The organism is Kitasatospora sp. NPDC001547, assembly GCF_042894165.1.
Taxonomy (GTDB): domain Bacteria; phylum Actinomycetota; class Actinomycetes; order Streptomycetales; family Streptomycetaceae; genus Kitasatospora.
This window is the reverse complement of the sequence record NZ_JBIAVL010000034.1, coordinates 1-16,249: the sequence shown is the minus strand read 5'-3', so window position 1 is coordinate 16,249 and position 16,249 is coordinate 1. Positions and strand designations below refer to the sequence as shown.

Annotated in this window: 16 protein-coding genes and 1 rRNA gene; 6 read left to right on the top strand and 11 right to left on the bottom strand. The window is 72.0% G+C overall.

All coding sequences use genetic code 11. The features are described from left to right. Window positions 1–96 precede the first annotated feature (96 nt). Both ACFY0X_RS34515 and ACFY0X_RS34510 read left to right on the top strand, forming a co-directional pair. Complete coding sequence (locus tag ACFY0X_RS34515; RefSeq protein ID WP_387760516.1) at window positions 97–1,251, top strand: NlpC/P60 family protein; 1,155 nt, start codon at window positions 97–99, stop codon at window positions 1,249–1,251. A 192-nt stretch (window positions 1,252–1,443) separates the two neighbouring features. Beyond that, window positions 1,444–2,172, top strand: coding sequence for a phosphatase PAP2 family protein (locus tag ACFY0X_RS34510; RefSeq protein ID WP_387760468.1), 729 nt, complete (start codon window positions 1,444–1,446; stop codon window positions 2,170–2,172). 101 nt (window positions 2,173–2,273) lie between these two features. Here the strand turns inward: ACFY0X_RS34510 and ACFY0X_RS34505 are convergent, their stop codons facing one another. Continuing rightward, entirely contained in the window at window positions 2,274–2,465 is a 192-nt protein-coding gene (locus ACFY0X_RS34505; protein WP_387760467.1) for a hypothetical protein, read from the bottom strand. Window positions 2,466–2,627: 162 nt separating this feature from the next. Here ACFY0X_RS34505 and ACFY0X_RS34500 point away from each other — a divergent pair, with 162 nt between their 5' ends. Then, a complete protein-coding gene (locus ACFY0X_RS34500; RefSeq protein WP_387760466.1) occupies window positions 2,628–3,527 on the top strand; it encodes a hypothetical protein in 900 nt (299 codons plus the stop codon). A gap of 217 nt (window positions 3,528–3,744) precedes the next feature. Beyond that, window positions 3,745–3,933: a hypothetical protein gene (locus ACFY0X_RS34495; protein WP_387760465.1), complete on the top strand. Its 189-nt coding sequence runs from the start codon at window positions 3,745–3,747 to the stop codon at window positions 3,931–3,933. An 82-nt stretch (window positions 3,934–4,015) separates the two neighbouring features. Here the strand turns inward: ACFY0X_RS34495 and ACFY0X_RS34490 are convergent, their stop codons facing one another. Further along, entirely contained in the window at window positions 4,016–4,384 is a 369-nt protein-coding gene (locus ACFY0X_RS34490; RefSeq protein WP_387760464.1) for a metal-sensitive transcriptional regulator, read from the bottom strand. Between the two features lie 360 nt (window positions 4,385–4,744). On the opposite strand from ACFY0X_RS34490, the gene ACFY0X_RS34485 reads away from it, so the two are divergent. Continuing rightward, window positions 4,745–5,365 carry a DUF47 domain-containing protein gene (locus ACFY0X_RS34485; protein ID WP_030059626.1) on the top strand — a complete coding sequence of 207 codons (621 nt, stop codon included), beginning with the start codon at window positions 4,745–4,747 and terminating at the stop codon, window positions 5,363–5,365. Between the two features lie 5 nt (window positions 5,366–5,370). Further along, window positions 5,371–6,366, top strand: coding sequence for an anion permease (locus tag ACFY0X_RS34480; protein ID WP_387760463.1), 996 nt, complete (start codon window positions 5,371–5,373; stop codon window positions 6,364–6,366). Between the two features lie 160 nt (window positions 6,367–6,526). Here ACFY0X_RS34480 and pstB read toward each other — a convergent pair whose 3' ends face one another. The 9 genes from pstB to rrf all read right to left on the bottom strand — a co-directional run. Continuing rightward, a complete protein-coding gene (gene pstB, locus ACFY0X_RS34475; protein WP_387760462.1) occupies window positions 6,527–7,303 on the bottom strand; it encodes a phosphate ABC transporter ATP-binding protein PstB in 777 nt (258 codons plus the stop codon). Window positions 7,304–7,346: 43 nt separating this feature from the next. Next, window positions 7,347–8,417: a phosphate ABC transporter permease PstA gene (gene pstA / locus ACFY0X_RS34470; protein WP_387760461.1), complete on the bottom strand. Its 1,071-nt coding sequence runs from the start codon at window positions 8,415–8,417 to the stop codon at window positions 7,347–7,349. Beyond that, window positions 8,414–9,391, bottom strand: coding sequence for a phosphate ABC transporter permease subunit PstC (gene pstC, locus ACFY0X_RS34465; RefSeq protein ID WP_387760460.1), 978 nt, complete (start codon window positions 9,389–9,391; stop codon window positions 8,414–8,416). The genes pstA and pstC overlap by 4 nt, the downstream gene beginning before the upstream one ends. 151 nt (window positions 9,392–9,542) lie before the next feature. Next, on the bottom strand, window positions 9,543–10,679 hold the full coding sequence (gene pstS, locus ACFY0X_RS34460) for a phosphate ABC transporter substrate-binding protein PstS (RefSeq protein ID WP_387760459.1): 1,137 nt from the start codon (window positions 10,677–10,679) through the stop codon (window positions 9,543–9,545). Between the two features lie 226 nt (window positions 10,680–10,905). Further along, window positions 10,906–11,367 carry an NUDIX hydrolase gene (locus ACFY0X_RS34455; RefSeq protein ID WP_387760515.1) on the bottom strand — a complete coding sequence of 154 codons (462 nt, stop codon included), beginning with the start codon at window positions 11,365–11,367 and terminating at the stop codon, window positions 10,906–10,908. Window positions 11,368–11,434: 67 nt separating this feature from the next. Next, window positions 11,435–12,523: a CHAD domain-containing protein gene (locus ACFY0X_RS34450; RefSeq protein WP_387760458.1), complete on the bottom strand. Its 1,089-nt coding sequence runs from the start codon at window positions 12,521–12,523 to the stop codon at window positions 11,435–11,437. A 118-nt stretch (window positions 12,524–12,641) separates the two neighbouring features. Then, a complete protein-coding gene (locus ACFY0X_RS34445) occupies window positions 12,642–14,993 on the bottom strand; it encodes an RNA degradosome polyphosphate kinase (RefSeq protein ID WP_387760457.1) in 2,352 nt (783 codons plus the stop codon). Window positions 14,994–15,138: 145 nt separating this feature from the next. After that, window positions 15,139–16,101, bottom strand: a complete 963-nt coding sequence (gene mshD, locus ACFY0X_RS34440; protein WP_387760456.1) for a mycothiol synthase — start codon at window positions 16,099–16,101, stop codon at window positions 15,139–15,141. 73 nt (window positions 16,102–16,174) lie between these two features. Continuing rightward, window positions 16,175–16,249: ribosomal RNA gene (gene rrf, locus ACFY0X_RS34435) — 5S ribosomal RNA — on the bottom strand; the annotation flags it as partial.

Below are 16,249 nucleotides of genomic sequence, written 5' to 3'. Positions count from 1 at the left end.
GTACGAAGGATAGCGCTCACTGTTCGTATCTCTGATGATTGCGGTGAGCAACGCCTTCCGGGACACTTCGACTGACGATTCGTCGGGATGGTGCTGATGGTACTCCGGAAGGCCGGGACGGCCGCCGCCGCTGCGGGAGTTGTTGCGTTCGGGTTCATCGGGCTGGTGACGCTGGGGACTTATGCGGCGAGTGGGACGCCGCAGCAGTCGGCGAATCGTTCCGCCCTGTCCCCCGGAACGGTCCCCGCGGCCTATCAGGAACCGATCCAGCGGTGGGGCGGGCTCTGCCCCGAGATCTCCGCGCCGATGCTCGCGGCGCAGCTGTACCAGGAGAGCGGCTTCGACCCCAGGGCGCGATCCGGGGTCGGGGCGCAGGGGATGGCGCAGTTCATGCCGGGCACCTGGACCGAGTACGCCACCGACGGCAGCGGGGACGGCAGGGCGGACGTCTGGGACCCGCTGGACGCCATCGCCTCGGCGGCGACCTACGACTGCGCGATCGCCAAGCGGATCGCGAAGGTCCCGGGCGATCCGCAGGCCAACATGCTGGCCGCCTACAACGCCGGCGAGGGCGCGGTGGAGCGGTACAACGGGGTGCCGCCGTACAGGGAGACCCAGGGCTACGTGCGGAACATCCAGGCGATGGCCCGCAGCTTCACCGCGCCGACCGCGCCGGTGGAGGCGTCCTCGCAGGCGGCGGCCGCGATCTACTTCGCGCAGACCAAGCTCGGCACCCCGTACCTGTGGGGCGGTGAGGGCCTGCCCTCACAGAACGGGCGGTTCGACTGCTCGGGCCTGACCCAGGCCGCGTTCGCCAGCGTGGGCATCACCCTGCCCCGGGTGGCCAACGACCAATGGTACGCCGGGCCGCACCCGTCGCGCGACCAACTGCGGCCCGGCGACCTGGTGTTCTGGGCGACGGACCTCGGTGATCCGCGGAGCATCCACCACGTCGGGATCTACGTCGGCGGCGGTTACATGATCAACGCGCCGCACACCGGGGCGGTGATCCGCTACGACAGGATCGACACCAGGGAGTACATCGGCGCGACCCGGGTCACCTCGGACGGCGCCCAGGCGCTGCCGACCCGCAACAACGACGGCGCGGTCAACGCCCCGAGCCGTCCGGGCGGGACGCAGCCCACCACCCCCGCGGCGAACCAGGGCGGCGCACCGGCGGCGACCGCCCGGGCGGTCGCCGCCGCCCCGCCCGCGCAGGCCGGACCGAGCCCCGCCGGCCCGGGACGGTAGGCCCGGTGCGACCGGACGGCCGGGACCTGTGTGCGCACTGTGGACGCTGAGTCAAGTTTCGATAACCGCGCGTTTCCGTGGAACGCTGTGCCCCGGAAATGACGTTTCCTCCGGTGGCCCCTCGTCAGCTACCCGCACCGGGCGGGCCCCGGCCACGACGACCAGCTGCAGCGGACCAGAAGGAGGTGCGGCGTGTCGACGCCGCTTGCCGACACGACCAACCCCGACCTCGACCTGCTCTACGCCGTCAACGGCCTGGCCAAGCGCTCCCCGCTGTGGCTGGACCACATGGTCTCGTGGGTCGGCGAGTACGGCATCCTGATCGGCCTGGCGATGCTCGGCCTGGTCGCCTGGCTCCAGGCCAGGCGCCGTCCGGACGCGCCGGTGGCGATGGCCGGGCTGCTCTGGGTCCCGATCTCGGTGGCCCTCGCCGAGCTGGCCAACCTGCCGATCGCCGCGATCGTCGACCGCCCGCGCCCCTTCGTCGACCATCCCGGGCTGCTGGTGCTGGTGGACGGCAAGGCCGGCACCCACTCCTTCGTCAGCGACCACTCGACCATGACCATGGGCGTCGCGGTGGCGCTGTTCCTGGTGAACCGCAGGCTGGGCTGGATCGCCGGCGGGCTGGCGGTCCTCCAGGGCTTCTGCCGGATGTTCATGGGCGTCCACTACCCGACCGACGTGATCGGCGGCTTCGCGCTCGCCGTCGCCGTGGTGCTGCTGCTGGCGCCGATCGCGATGGCGGTGCTGGTGCCGTTCTGCCACGCGCTGAGCCGGACCGCGGTCGCCCCGCTGATCCGGGCGTCCGAGCGCGGTGGCGCGGCCCGTGCCGGGACCGGGGCTGGTCCGCGCAGCCGTCGGCGCGGGCGCGGGGCGGTGCGGGCCGGGGAGCAGCCGCCGGAGTCCGACCTCGCGGCCTGACCTCCCGGCGGCCCCGAGCCCCGCGGCCCGGCAGAAGCCGCCGGGAAACCCGGAAGGAGCCGCAGAGGAGCCCGGGAGGAGCCGTCCGGAGCCCCGCGGGCTCAGTCCGGCTCGGCGCCGTTCTCGCTGAGGTGGCCGGCCCCCTCGCGGCGGGCCAGGTCGCGCGAGCGGCGGGCCGGGGCGTACCAGCCGCAGCTGCAGGTCGCGAAGGCGAAGGAGCCGCGCTCCCTGATCGCGAGGCGGTGTTCGGGCATCCGGGCGGTGCCGGGCGAGACCGGCAGCTCACTGTGCACGTGGTTCACCGTAACGCGCCGGACGCCCGCTGCGCGACGCGCCCGGAACTCCGGTCCTGCGTAACCCCTGGCGCCCCAACTCGTTTGCCCGGAAAGAGCTCTGCCCACCCGGTGGTGGCCGGCGGGGCAGTCGGGCCCGAGGGGGTTCTCGCGAGGATGAAGATGACCGACCAGCAGCGCGCCGGACGGCCGGCACGCCGTCCGGGTCCGCACCTGCGCTCGGCGGCCGGGGCCGCCCTGCTCGCCGCCGCCCTGGCGGCGGGGGCCGCCGGCTGCTCCGGCGGCGCCGGCGGCGGTTCCTCCGACCAGCAGTCGGGCGCCCCCGACCAGCTCGCCGCGGATCCGCTGACGGCGGTGCGCAACGCCGCCGACATCACCGGCCGCACCGGCTCCGCGCGCACCGCGACCGAACTGGTCACCGAGTCCGCGGAGAAGAAGGCCTCGTTCAGCGGCACCGGCGGCTACGACTACGTCAAGCGGGTCGGCCGGCTGGAGATCCAGGTGCCGCCGGGCGCGGCGACCACCGGGAAGATCGTCGAGGTGGTGCTGCCGGGCACCGTCTACCTCCAGAACAGCGGCGCCAAGGTGCCCGAGGGCAAGTGGGTCAAGCTGGACGTGCGCCAGCTGCCGGACGGCAACCTGGTCAGCAGCGGCGCCACCGACCCGGCCTCGGCGGCGGGGGCGCTGCGCGGGGCGCAGAAGGCGGAGGCGGTGGGCACCGAGACCGTCGACGGGGTCGCGCTGCACCACTACCGGGGCACCCTGGACCTCGCGAAGGCGGCCGACGCGACGGGCGGCCGGGGCGGTGACGGCCTGCGGATGGGCGGGCAGACCTTCACCGTCAAGGAGGTCCCGTACGACGTCTGGCTGGACGACCAGGGCCGGCTGCACAAGGTGGTCGAGGTGTTCACCTTCGCCGGGGTCGCCGGGTCCAAGGAGCCGAAGGACCAGGTGAAGGTGACGTCGACGACCTCGCTGCGGGACTTCGGCGGGCCGGTGGAGGCGGCCGAGCCCGCGGCCTCGGACATCTACCAGGTGAAGCCCACGGAGAGCCCGAAGTAGGGCGGGTCCGACAGGCCCTGGACGGCCGGGGCAGCGCCCCGGCGCCGGGGCGAGACGGGGTGCGGCCGGAGCGGGTGGCCGTCCGGGGAGCGACGGCCACCCGTTTCGGCGGCGCCGAGATGGCCCGTCCGTGCCATGTGGACGGGCCCCGAAGTGCCTAGGCTGGACTCCGGGTGGCTGCCGCCCGGGCTGGCGAGGCACTGAAGGGGTGGTGCAGGTGGTGTCGTCCACGGGCGGCCGCAGCGGCGGCCACGACGACGCGGCCCTCGACGAGATCGATCTGGCCGGCGAGCTGATGATCGCCGCGACGGCCAGCTCCGGCGACCGGCTGCCGACCGAGCGGATCGACGAGGTGCTGCTGGACCGGACCGAGCCCGGCCGGGCCGACCGGGAGGCCGACGGCTAGCCGGCCCCCGCGACGACGGCCCCGGCGCGGCGGACGGCTCCGGAGCCGCGGACGGCCGGGGAGCCGCGGACGGCCCGTCGGCTCAGCTGCGCAGCAGGCGGCTGATCGCGGCGGTGGCCTCCGCCACCTTGGCGTCCAGCTCGGCGCCGCCCTCCTCGGCGGCCGCGGCGACGCAGTGCCGCAGGTGCTCCTCCAGCAGGGAGAGCGCGAAGGACTGCAGCGCCTTGGTGCTGGCCGAGACCTGGGTGAGCACGTCGATGCAGTAGACGTCCTCGTCGACCATCCGCTGGAGGCCGCGGACCTGGCCCTCGATCCGGCGCAGCCGCTTGAGGTGGGCGTCCTTCTGCGCGCTGTAGCCGTGCGGGCCGTGGTGCCCCGCCGGAGCGTGGCCGGCGTGGGGGTCGGTCCCCTGCGCGTGCTCCGGCTCGGTGCGCGCTTGCGTCGTGGTCATCGGCCCCGCCTTCGTCTCAGTGCCTGGTGGCTGCGTCGGCCACCAGTGTCCAACACCGGGGCCTTCCGTGGTGTTCCGACGGCCGACCCGGCATGTGCCGCGGGGCCCGGTGGACGGGTGCCCGTCGGTTGAGCCGTCTGAGCGGCGCCCCGCTCTTCCGTGCGCACGACGGGGACAATCCGGGCGAGGTTCCGTCAGACTGAGGTCTCGCGCCCCCACGTGGTGGTGCGCCCGGATCACCCGGTGCGGCAGTCGAACGGAAGGGGAGGTTCCGGCTCCTTCCCCGACACCCCGTTTGCGTGATTGCGCTTGGTTGCACCTAGCATCGTTCAGTCCCTACCCCGCACATCGGAGATTTCCGTGCGTTTTAGCCTGACCCCGAAGGAGACGAGCTTCTACGACATGTTCGCCGCCGCGGCGGAGAACCTCGTCGTCGGATCGAAGCTCCTTTTGGAGCTGCTGGGATCAGACGTGTCGGCCCGTGCGGAGATCGTCGAGCGCATGCGCGCCGCCGAGCACGCCGGGGACGACACCACCCACGCCGTCTTCCACCAGCTGAACTCGTCCTTCATCACGCCCTTCGACCGCGAGGACATCTACAGCCTCGCCTCGTCGCTGGACGACATCATGGACTTCATGGAGGAGGCCGTCGACCTGGTCGTCCTCTACGACATCCAGACCCTGCCGAAGGGCATCGAGCAGCAGATCGAGGTACTGGCGCGCGCCGCGGAACTCACCGCCGAGGCGATGCCCAACCTGCGCAGCATGTCCAACCTCACCGAGTACTGGATCGAGGTCAACCGGCTGGAGAACCAGGCCGACCAGATCCACCGCAAGCTGCTCGCCCACCTGTTCTCCGGTCAGTACGACGCCATCGAGGTCCTCAAGCTCAAGCAGGTCGTGGACGTCCTTGAGGAGGCGGCGGACGCCTTCGAGCACGTCGCCAACACGGTGGAGACCATCGCCGTCAAGGAGTCCTGACCCTCGTGGACATGGCAGCACTCATCGCCGTCATCGGCGTTGCGTTCTTCTTCACGTACACCAACGGCTTCCACGACTCGGCGAACGCGATCGCCACCTCGGTCTCCACCCGGGCCCTCACCCCCCGGGCGGCGCTGGCGATGGCCGCGGTGATGAACCTGGCCGGCGCGTTCCTCGGGAGCGGGGTGGCGCACACCGTCTCCAAGGGGATCATCGAGACGCCGAGCGGCAACCAGGGGATGGCGATCCTGTTCGCCGCCCTGGTCGGGGCGATCGCCTGGAACCTGGTCACCTGGTACTTCGGCCTCCCGTCCTCCTCCTCGCACGCGCTGTTCGGCGGCATGGTGGGCGCGGCGCTGGCCGGCGGCGTCGACGTGATCTGGAGCGGGGTCCTCGAGAAGATCGTCATCCCGATGATCGTCTCGCCGGTGGTCGGCCTGATCGGCGGCTTCCTGGTGATGCTGGCGATCCTGTGGATCTTCCGCCGGGCCAACCCGCACCGGGCCAAGCGCAACTTCCGGGTCGCCCAGACCGCCTCGGCCGCCGCGATGGCCCTGGCGCACGGCCTCCAGGACGCCCAGAAGACCATGGGCATCGTGGTCATGGCCCTGACCATCTCCGGCCACCAGGCCGGCAACGGGATCCCGGTCTGGGTGAAGATCTCCTGCGCGACCATGCTCTCGCTGGGCACCTACGCGGGCGGCTGGCGGATCATGCGGACCCTGGGCCGCAAGATCATCGAGCTGGACCCGCCGCAGGGCTTCGCCGCCGAGGCCACCGCCTCGACCGTCATGTACATCACGTCGTTCGTCTTCAAGGCGCCGATCTCGACCACGCACGTGATCACCTCGGCGATCATGGGCGCGGGCGCGACCAAGCGGATCCGCGCGGTGCGCTGGGGCGTCGCGAAGAACATCGTGCTCGGCTGGTTCATCACGATGCCGGCGGCCGCCATCGTCGCAGCGCTGGTGTACTGGTTCGTCCACCTGTTCTGGGGCTGACGCCCCCGCAGGACCGGCGAACGGGCAGGGCCCGCCCCCACATCTCGGGGGCGGGCCCTTTTCCATGTCCCGCGGCGGCACCGCCATGCAGCACCACGGGACAGCTCGCGGTCCGTCACGCTCCTCGGCGCCCGGGGCGCCGCCCGTGCCGGGGCCGGGTCTAGCCGAAGCGGCCGGAGATGTAGTCCTCGGTCGCCTGGACCTGCGGGTTCGAGAAGATCCGCTGGGTGTCGTCCAGCTCGATCAGCTTGCCCGGCTGGCCGACGCCGGCCAGGTTGAAGAAGGCGGTGCGGTCGCTGACGCGGGCCGCCTGCTGCATGTTGTGGGTCACGATGACGATGGTGAACTGCTCCTTCAGCTCGCCGATCAGGTCCTCGATGGCGAGGGTCGAGATCGGGTCGAGCGCGGAGCAGGGCTCGTCCATCAGCAGGACCTGGGGCTCGACCGCGATGGCGCGGGCGATGCACAGGCGCTGCTGCTGACCGCCGGAGAGGCCGGCCCCGGGCTTGTTCAGCCGGGTGTGGACCTCCTTCCAGAGGTTGGCGCCCTTCAGCGAGCGCTCCACCACCTCGTCCAGCACGGACTTCCTCTTCACGCCGGCGAGCCGCAGACCGGCGATCACGTTGTCGTAGATCGACATGGTCGGGAACGGGTTCGGGCGCTGGAAGACCATGCCGACCGAGCGGCGCACGGCGACCGGGTCGACGTTGGAGGCGTACAGGTTCTCGTCGTCCAGGAGGACCTTGCCCTCGACCCGGGCGCCCGGGATCACCTCGTGCATCCGGTTGAGGGTCCGCAGGAAGGTGGACTTGCCGCAGCCGGAGGGGCCGATGAAGGCCGTGACCGAACGGGGCTCGATGCTCATCGAGATGTCCTCGATGGCCTTGGTGGTGCCGTAGAAGGCCGACAGTCCGCTGACGTCGATGCGCTTGGCCATGATCGTTTGCTTCTCTCGTCTGTCTCGTACGTCAGTCGGTCGCTCAGTGTCCGCCCTTGGGCGAGCGCCAGCGCGCGATGCCCCGGGCGACGAGGTTGAGCCCCATCACGAAGGCGATCAGCACCAGCGCCGCGCCCCAGGCACGGGCGTAGCCGAAGTCGTTGTTGACCTGCGAGTACTGCGTCCAGATGTACATCGGCAGGGACTGCTGCGGCCCGTCGAACGGGTTGTTGTTGATGTAGTCGGCGCCGAACACCAGCATCATCACCGGGGCGGTCTCGCCCGTGATGCGGGCGACCGCGAGCATCACACCGGTGGTGATGCCGCCGATCGCGGTGGGGAGGACGATCCGCAGGATGGTCTTCCACTTCGGCACGCCGAGCGCGTACGAGGCCTCGCGCAGCTCGTTCGGGACGAGCTTCAGCATCTCCTCGGTGGACCGGACCACGACCGGCATCATCAGGATGGCCAGTGCGAGGCTGCCCGAGAAGCCGGAGTAGCCGAAGCCCAGGGCGAGGTTCCAGAGCGAGAGGACGAACAGACCGGCGACGATCGACGGGATGCCCGTCATGACGTCGACGAAGAAGGTGACCGCCTTGGCGAGCCTGCCCCGGCCGTACTCGACCAGGTAGACGGCGGTCAGCAGACCGATCGGGGCGGCCATCGCGGTGGCCAGGCCGACCTGCTCCAGGGTGCCGATCAGCGCGTGGTAGATGCCGCCGCCGGGCCCGGACTGGATCACGCCCTTCATGGAGTGGCCCAGGAAGTTCCCGTCGACCACGTCGATGCCCTGCTGGACGGTGTAGAACGACAGGGCGACCAGCGGGACGACGGCCAGGATGAAGGCGACCCAGACCACCGAGGTGGCGAGCCGGTCCTTGGCCTGCCGGCGGCCCTCGACCCTGGCCGAGAGGGCGTAGCCGACCAGCAGGAAGAGCAGGGCCGAGATCAGGCCCCACTGGAGGTGGCTGGCCAGCCCGCCGGCCAGGCCGATCCCGCAGCCGAGCGCGATCGAGCCGGCGGCGACGGCGGCCGGGGCCCACTTGGGCAGGCGGTTGGCGGTCAGCGGACGGCCGACGGGCCGGGCGTCCTCGACGACGGCGGTGACGGTCATGCGTTGGCCCCCGAGTACTCCTTGCGGCGGGCGATGATCATTCGCGCGGCACCGTTCACCAGCAGGGTGATGACGAACAGGACGAGGCCGGAGGCCATCAGCGCGTCGCGGCCGTTGTCACCGGCCTCGTTGAACTTCAGCGCGATGTTCTGCGCGAACGTGCCGCCGCCGGCGTCCAGGATGTGCAGCGACAGGACGTTGCTGGCGGACAGCACCACCGCGACCGCGATGGTCTCGCCGAGCGCGCGGCCGAGGCCGAGCATCGAGGCCGAGATGATGCCGGGGCGGCCGAACGGCAGCACCGCGGTGCGGATCATCTCCCAGCGGGTCGCGCCGAGCGCGAGCGCCGCCTCCTCGTGCATCCGCGGCACCTGGCGGAACACCTCGCGGGAGACCGCGGTGATGATCGGCAGGACCATGATGGCCAGCAGGATGCCGACGGTGAACAGGTTGCGCGGGGTCCCGGTCCTGGTCTGGTCGAAGACGTAGGTCCAGCCCAGGTACTCGTTGAGCCAGCTGTTCAGGCCGTCCAGGTGCGGCACCAGGAAGAGCGCGCCCCAGAGGCCGTAGACGATGCTGGGGACGGCGGCGAGCAGGTCGACCAGGTAGGCGAAGGGCTGGGCGATCCGGCGCGGCGCGTAGTGCGAGATGAACAGCGCGATCCCGATGGCCACCGGAACGGCGATCGCCATCGCGATGACCGCGCTGACGACGGTGCCGAAGGCCAGGACGGCGATGCCGAAGACGGGCTTCGGGGCGTCCGGCGTCCACTCGAAGCTGGTGAGGAAGTTGCCCTCGTTGGTGCTCAGGGCGAGGACCGACCGCCAGGTCAGGAACGCCGCGATGGCGGCCATGATGACCAGCAGCAGGATGCCCGAGCCCCGGGCGAGGTTCATGAAGATCTTGTCGCCGACCCGGCTGTCGCGCGGCCGGCGTTCCCTGCCTCGCGGGGCGGCAGGGGAGGATGAAGTCATTGGTCTACTCCGGTCTGGTGGTGCCGCCCCGGGAAGGGGGACGGCACCATGGCGGCGGTGCCCCGGACGTGGTGCTGGGTGTGGTGCGTTCCGGTGGGGCGGCCCCGGCCCCCCTCGCTCACGGGGCCGCCCCACCGGGGGTCCTGTCGGGTCAGGCCAGGGTGGCGATGACGCCGTTGACCTTGTCGGTCACGGCCTTCGGCAGCGGGACGTAGCCCTTCTCGCCGACGGCCTTCTGGCCCGCGTCGCTGGCCGTGTAGGTCAGGAAGGACTTCAGGGTCTCGAGGGTCTCGGCCTTGTTGCCCTTGTCGCAGACGATCTCGTAGGTGATGAGGACCAGCGGGTAGGAGCCCTCTTCCTTGGTCGCGTAGTCGAGCTTCAGCGCGAGGTCGCTGCCGGTGCCGGCGGCCTGGGCCTTGGCGATCGTGGTGGCGGCGTTCTCGGCGGTGGCCGCGACCGGCTTGGAGGCGCCCGTGTTGATCGCGGCGCTCTTCAGGCTGTTGGTCTGGGCGTAGGCCAGCTCGACGTAGCTGATCGAGTTCTTGACCTGCTTCACCTGGGCCGAGACGCCGGCGCTGCCGTTGGCCGACTGGCCGCCCTTGGCCGCCCAGGCCTTGCCGGCCGGGTAGGTCCAGGCACCGCCGCCGGCGACGGCGAAGTACTTGGTCAGGTTCTCGGTGGTGCCGGCGTCGTCCGAGCGGTGGAAGGTCTGGATGTCCGCGTCCGGCAGCTTGGCGCCCGGGTTGAGGGCGGCGATCGCCGGGTCGTTCCACTTGGTGATCTGCGAGTCGAAGATCTTGGCGGAGGTCGGGCCGTCCAGGACCAGGTTGTCGACACCGTCGATGTTGTAGACCAGCGAGATCAGGCCGCCGACCATCGGCAGGTCGATGCCCTGGCCGCCGGTGCAGACCGCCTTGGAGGCCTCGATCTCGGCGGGCTTCAGGGCCGAGTCGGAGCCGGCGAACTGGATCTTGCCCTGGTTGAACTGCTGGATGCCGGCGCCGGAGCCGCCACCCTGGTAGTTGATCGTGCTGCCGGAGCAGGCGGCGGCGAAGCTGGTCTTCCAGACGTCCATCGCCGCACCCTGGGCGGTGGAACCGGCGGCGATCAGCGAACCGGCCTTGCCACAGTTGATCGCGGCGCCGGCCGCGGTGGAGCCGTTGGTACCGCCGGTCGCGGTCGTGTTGTTGTTGTTGTCCGATCCGCAGGCGGCGAGCGACAGCGAGCTGACGAGCGCCATGGCACCGATCGCGAGGGCCTTGGAGCGGCCGTTCCGCTGGAGCTTCACAGGGGTGTCCCTTTCTGTGGCATTGCCCTCGCACGGGCCGTACGGGTACGGCCCAGCAGGGGTTTTGCTGTGGTCCGGGGCCCGTGCGGCCCTCCGGTGGTCCCGAAGTTAGGCCGGGCAGGTGACACGACAGCCGGTCGCAAGTGAACGGCGAGTGAACCTCGAACGGATGACAGGAAACTACGTCAGGTAGTAACGGTTGCGTCACGGCAAGGGCGCGGGGAGATCACTTCCACCGTTCCTTCACCGGGGCGGCCCCGGCCGCCCGCACCGGTCGCGCCCCCAGGACCGCCAGCAGCGCGTCGACCAGCAACCGGTCCTGGTCCTGGGTGAGCCGCGCGCGGGCCTTCCCGGCCGGCAGCCACTCCAGCCGGTCCACCTCCCGGTTCGGCCGGAAGGACCCGCTCGACGGAACCGCCGACCAGTAGCGGACCTCCTTCGGGCGGCCCTGCACCCGGTAGTGCTGGGTGGGCAGCTCCGGGCCCAGCAGACAGTGGAAGCCGGTCTCCTCCCGGACCTCGCGCAGCGCCGCGTCGACCGGCCCCTCGCCGGGTTCGAGCTTGCCCTTCGGCAGGCTCCAGTCGTCGTACTTGGGCCGGTGGATCACCGCGATCCGCGGCCGCCCCAGCCGTCCGCCCTTCTTCGGCCGGCCCGGCAGCCACAGCACCGCCCCGGCCGCCAGGATCACCGGGGCGTGCCCCGTCCCGGCGGCGGTCCCCGTCGCCGCCCGGTCGGTGCCCGGGCGCTCGTCCACCTCAGACCGTCCCGGGTGCGGCGGGAAGCCCCCAGGCGTCGGCCGGGACCAGCTCCAGCCAGCCGTCCGGGCCGGACGGCAGCTCGGGCCAGCGGCGGCCGACGGCGTACCGGGCCGACTCCACCTCCAGCCGCTGGTCGGCGTGCACCACGCCCAGCACGTACGCGGTCGCCGGGGTGATCCGCGGGGTCCGCGCCGCGGTGGCGGCGGTGACCGCGGCGTCGGCCGCCTCCTGCTGCCTGGCCAGCACGGCGTCCAGCCCGTCCAGCTCGGAGGACGGGCGGCCGCACACCTCCAGCGCGTACCGGGCCCGCTTCACCAGGATCCGCAGCCGGGCCCAGGGCGCGTCGTCGGCCGCCAGCGCGGTGTCCGCGTCCGTCGCCCCCCGGGACGGCGGCACCGCGCCCAGCCGGCGCAGCCCGTCCCCGCCGTACGGCGTCGCGGCCCGCCGCAGCGGCAGCTGCTGGGCGCCCGCGGACAGCGCGGCGAAGGCGGCGGCGGCCTGCGGCAGCAGCACCGCCGGGGCCCGGCCGCCCGCCGACTCCAGCAGCGGCGCGTCGCCGACCAGCAGGGTCATCCGGTCCGCCAGCGCGTGCAGCCGGGCTGAGCGGAGCTCCTGCAGCACCGTGGAGTGCGCCCTGGTCCGGGCCAGGGTCAGCTGCCGGTCCAGCAGCGCCCGCGCCTTGGGGACGCCCGCGTGGCCGGCCAGCATGCCGGTCCCGTCCGGGTCGCTGCCGCTCAGCGAGTCCAGCGCGCCCAGCAGCCGGGCCGAGCGGCGGACGTAGCCGGGCTCCAGTGCCAGCAGGTTGAGCAGCCAGCGCAGCTCGGTGCGCGACTCCTGCGCCCAGGTCTGCTCGAAGACCGGGCCGAAGGTGTGCAGCAGCCCGCCGATCCGCCGGACGGCCCGCAGCAGGTCGGAGGTACCGGCCGACGGGACCAGCGCGGCCGTCCCGGGTCTGGCGCCGACCTCGCCCACCGCCAGCGGCAGCGCGCGCAGGAAGGCGCCGGCCTGGGCGGTCAGGTGGCGGGAAAGGATGTCCCCGGCGGTCGCTGTGGCGGCCGCCTGGGCCGTCATCGGCGCTTCGGTCATGGCGTGGTAGATCCCCGTTCCCCCGGGCGGTCCCCGGAGCTGGCGGCCGACCGCCGGAACAGCTGCCCTCGGGAGTCTCGCGGGCAGCTGTCCCGGCGGCTTCGCATCGGTGGACGCGTCAGCGCGAGGTGGCGGCCCGACGGCGCTGGCGCGAGTCGATCAGCAGGTCCTGGACGTGTCGCAGCGGTCGGCCCTCGGCGTCCAGCGAGTGGCGGGTCCACGCGCCGTCCGGCCCCAGGTGCCAGGACTCGGTCTCGTCCGACATCCCGAGGTCGATCAGCCCGGACAGCTCGGCGCGGTGCGCCGGATCGGTGATCCGCAGCAGCGCCTCGATCCGCCGGTCCAGGTTGCGGTGCATCATGTCGGCGCTGCCGATCCAGACCTCCGGATCGCCGCTGTTGCCGAACACGAAGACCCGGGAGTGCTCCAGGAAGCGGCCCAGGATGCTGCGGACCCGGATGTTCTCGCTCAGCCCCGGCACGCCCGGGCGGATCGCGCAGATCCCGCGCACCCAGACGTCCACCGGCACCCCGGCCTGGGAGGCCCGGTACAGCGCGTCGATCACGGCCTCGTCGACGATCGAGTTGACCTTGAGCTTCACGTGGGCCGGACGGCCCGCCCGGTGGTGGGCGATCTCGTTGTGGATCCGCGAGACCAGCCCGTCGCGCAGGCCGCGCGGGGCGGTCAGCAGGCGGCGGTAGGACTCGCGGCGCGAGTAGCCGGAGAGCCGGTTGAACAGGTCCGAGAGGTCGGCGCCGACCTGCGGGTCGGAGGTGAGCAGACCGAGGTCCTCGTACAGCCGGGCCGTCTTCGGGTGGTAGTTGCCGGTGCCGACGTGCGAGTAGCGGCGCAGGGTGTCGCCCTCCTGCCGGACCACCAGCGAGAGCTTGCAGTGCGTCTTCAGCCCGACCAGGCCGTACACCACGTGGCAGCCGGCCTCCTCCAGCTTGCGGGCCCACTTGATGTTGGCCTGCTCGTCGAAGCGCGCCTTGATCTCGACCAGCACCAGCACCTGCTTGCCGGACTCGGCCGCGTCGATCAGCGCGTCGACGATCGGCGAGTCGCCGGAGGTGCGGTACAGGGTCTGCTTGATCGCCAGCACGTCCGGGTCGGCGGCGGCCTGCTCCAGGAAGGCCTGCACCGAGGTGGAGAAGCTGTCGTACGGGTGGTGCAGCAGGACGTCGCGCTCGCGCATCGCGGCGAAGATGTCGGGCTGGGAGGCCGACTCGACGTCGGTCAGCCCGCGGGCCGTGCCGGCCACGAACTTCGGATACTTGAGCTCCGGACGGTCCAGCTCGGCGATCCCGAACAGCCCGGTCAGGTCCAGCGGCCCGGGCAGCGGGAAGACCTCCGCCTCGGTGATGTTCAGCTCCCGCACCAGCAGGTCCAGGATGTACGGGTCGATCGACTCCTCGACCTCCAGCCGCACCGGCGGGCCGAAGCGCCGCCGCATCAACTCCTTCTCCAGGGCCTTGAGGATGTTCTCGGTGTCGTCCTCCTCCACCTCCAGGTCCTCGTTGCGGGTGACGCGGAAGGCGTGGTGGGCCAGCACCTCCATCCCCGGGAAGAGCTCCTCCAGGTGGGCGCCCATGACGTCCTCCAGCGGGACGTACCGCTGGGGCGAGGCCTCCAGGAAGCGGGCCAGCGACTGCGGCACCTTGACGCGCGCGAAGTGCTTGTGGCCGGAGACCGGGTTGCGCACCACGACGGCCAGGTTGAGCGAGAGCCCCGATATGTACGGGAAGGGGTGCGCCGGATCCACCGCCAGCGGGGTCAGCACGGGGAAGATCTTCTGCCGGAACAGCGTGTGCAGCCGGGCCTGTTCCTTCTCCGCCAGCTCCGACCAGCGGACCACCTCGATGCCCTCGGCGGCCAGGTCGGGCAGCACCTCCTGCTGGAACGCGGCGGCGTGACGGGCCATCAGCTCGCGCGAGCGGGTCCAGATCAGGTCCAGCACCTCGCGCGGCTGGAGGCCCGAGGCGCTGCGCTGGGCGACGCCGGTGGCGATCCGGCGCTTCAGGCCGGCCACCCGGACCATGAAGAACTCGTCCAGGTTGCTCGCGAAGATCGCCAGGAACTTCGCCCGCTCCAGCAGCGGGATGCCCGAGTCCTCGGCCAGCTCCAGCACCCGCTCGTTGAACGCGAGCCAACTGCGCTCGCGGTCCAGGAAGCGGCCCTGCGGCAGCGCTTCGAACTCCTCCTCGTCCGTGGCCGGCAGCTCCGGCGGAATGCCCAGCGCGCTGGACATCCGGGCCGTGGGCGACAGCGGGGCAGAGACGGGGCGGGGGATGCTCATGGGCTCCAGCTCCTCCAGCAGCGGGACGGCGTCCGGACACGTATGGCTCTGCGGGCCGTCGCCCCCGCTCCGGGTCGCCCCCGGGGACAACACCCACCCTCCGGGCGCGGTCCGTACAGGACCGGCCGGTGCGTGGCGGTCGACTCTGCACGAGCGAGACACTACGGACTTCATCCTGTGATCTTCGCGGCAGCAATTGAATCCACGGTAAACACCGCATGGCCAGGAGGAAAGCTGAGTCGGTCGGGGCAAGGGGCGTCGCCGTCCCTTCCCTCGCCCGCGACCGCTCGGGGGCCCTCCCGGCCGCTCCCCGCAGCGGCTAGGACGGCCGGTCGGCCCGGTACCGGGCCCGGTACATGAGGTCCACCTCGTGAACGGTGAACCCCAGTCGTTCATATACCCGCACGGCGGCCGGATTGTCGGCGTCGACGTAGAGAAGAACGGTGTCCAGTCCGCGCTCGCCGGGGCCGGTGCCGGTCAGGTGGCGCAGGCCCGCCGCGGTCAGCGCGCGGCCGAGGCCGCTGCCCTGCTCGGCCGGGTCCACGCCGACCACGTACACCTCGCCGAGTTCGGGCTCGGTGGCGGTGGCCGGATGCACCTTGGTCCAGTGGAAGCCGACCACCCTGCCCTCACGGGTGGCGAGGAAGAAGCCGGCCGGGTCGAACCAGGGCTCGGCGACCCGCTCGGCCAGGTCCTGCCCGGTCCAGCCGCCCTGCTCCGGGTGGTGGGCGAAGGCGAGGGCGTTCAGCCGCAGCCACTCGGCGTCGTCCTCCCCCGGGCGGAAGGTGCGGAGCTCGAAGCCCTCGGGGACGGCCACCGCCTCCGCCTGCCGGCCGGTGCGGCGCATCTGCCGCAGCTCGCGGACCAGCTCGGCGCCGTACGCCCCGGCCAGGTGCCGGGCCGCCGGGTGGCCGCCGTGCACCCAGAAGTCCACCGCGTCACGCCCCGCCCGATGGGCCTGCGCCAGGACGGCGTCCACCAGCGGGCGGGCCAGACCGCGGCCGCGGGCCGCCGGGTCGACCACCAGCTCGGCGGCGGGGTTCGCCGCCGGGTTCTCGGGCACTTCGAGCTGGCCGTAGCCGAGGACGGCGCCGGCTCCGGTCTCGACGAGGTGGCGGACCCCCGGTCGCGGGGTCTCCGCGTTCCGCAGCCGGAGCCGGCCCTGCTCGGACACAGCGGCCCGACCGTCCACGGCTTGGGCCTCCGCCAGAACACGCAGGGCGCCGTCGCGCTGCTCGGGCCGGAGCACATCGTTCGCAGTGACCGCTGTCTGATCGTCCATGATCCGACGATACGACACCGGAAAAGCAAAGAACCCCTGATCCGATGGGACCAGGGGTTCTTCAGCAATGATTGTTCGGCGGCGTCCTACTCTCCCACAGGGTCCCCCCTGCAGTACCATCGGCGCTGTAAGGCTTAGCTTCCGGGTT

Bases quoted from the DNA above. Each gene is read 5' to 3' on its own strand.
- ACFY0X_RS34490 (WP_387760464.1), bottom strand. From the start codon at position 4,384: ATGACCACGACGCAAGCGCGCACCGAGCCGGAGCACGCGCAGGGGACC.
- pstC (WP_387760460.1), bottom strand. From the start codon at position 9,391: ATGACTTCATCCTCCCCTGCCGCCCCGCGAGGCAGGGAACGCCGGCCG.
- ACFY0X_RS34450 (WP_387760458.1), bottom strand. From the start codon at position 12,523: ATGACCGAAGCGCCGATGACGGCCCAGGCGGCCGCCACAGCGACCGCC.
- ACFY0X_RS34500 (WP_387760466.1), top strand. From the start codon at position 2,628: ATGACCGACCAGCAGCGCGCCGGACGGCCGGCACGCCGTCCGGGTCCG.
- pstB (WP_387760462.1), bottom strand. From the start codon at position 7,303: ATGGCCAAGCGCATCGACGTCAGCGGACTGTCGGCCTTCTACGGCACC.
- ACFY0X_RS34515 (WP_387760516.1), top strand. From the start codon at position 97: ATGGTACTCCGGAAGGCCGGGACGGCCGCCGCCGCTGCGGGAGTTGTT.
- ACFY0X_RS34445 (WP_387760457.1), bottom strand. From the start codon at position 14,993: ATGAAGTCCGTAGTGTCTCGCTCGTGCAGAGTCGACCGCCACGCACCG.
- pstA (WP_387760461.1), bottom strand. From the start codon at position 8,417: ATGACCGTCACCGCCGTCGTCGAGGACGCCCGGCCCGTCGGCCGTCCG.
- mshD (WP_387760456.1), bottom strand. From the start codon at position 16,101: ATGGACGATCAGACAGCGGTCACTGCGAACGATGTGCTCCGGCCCGAG.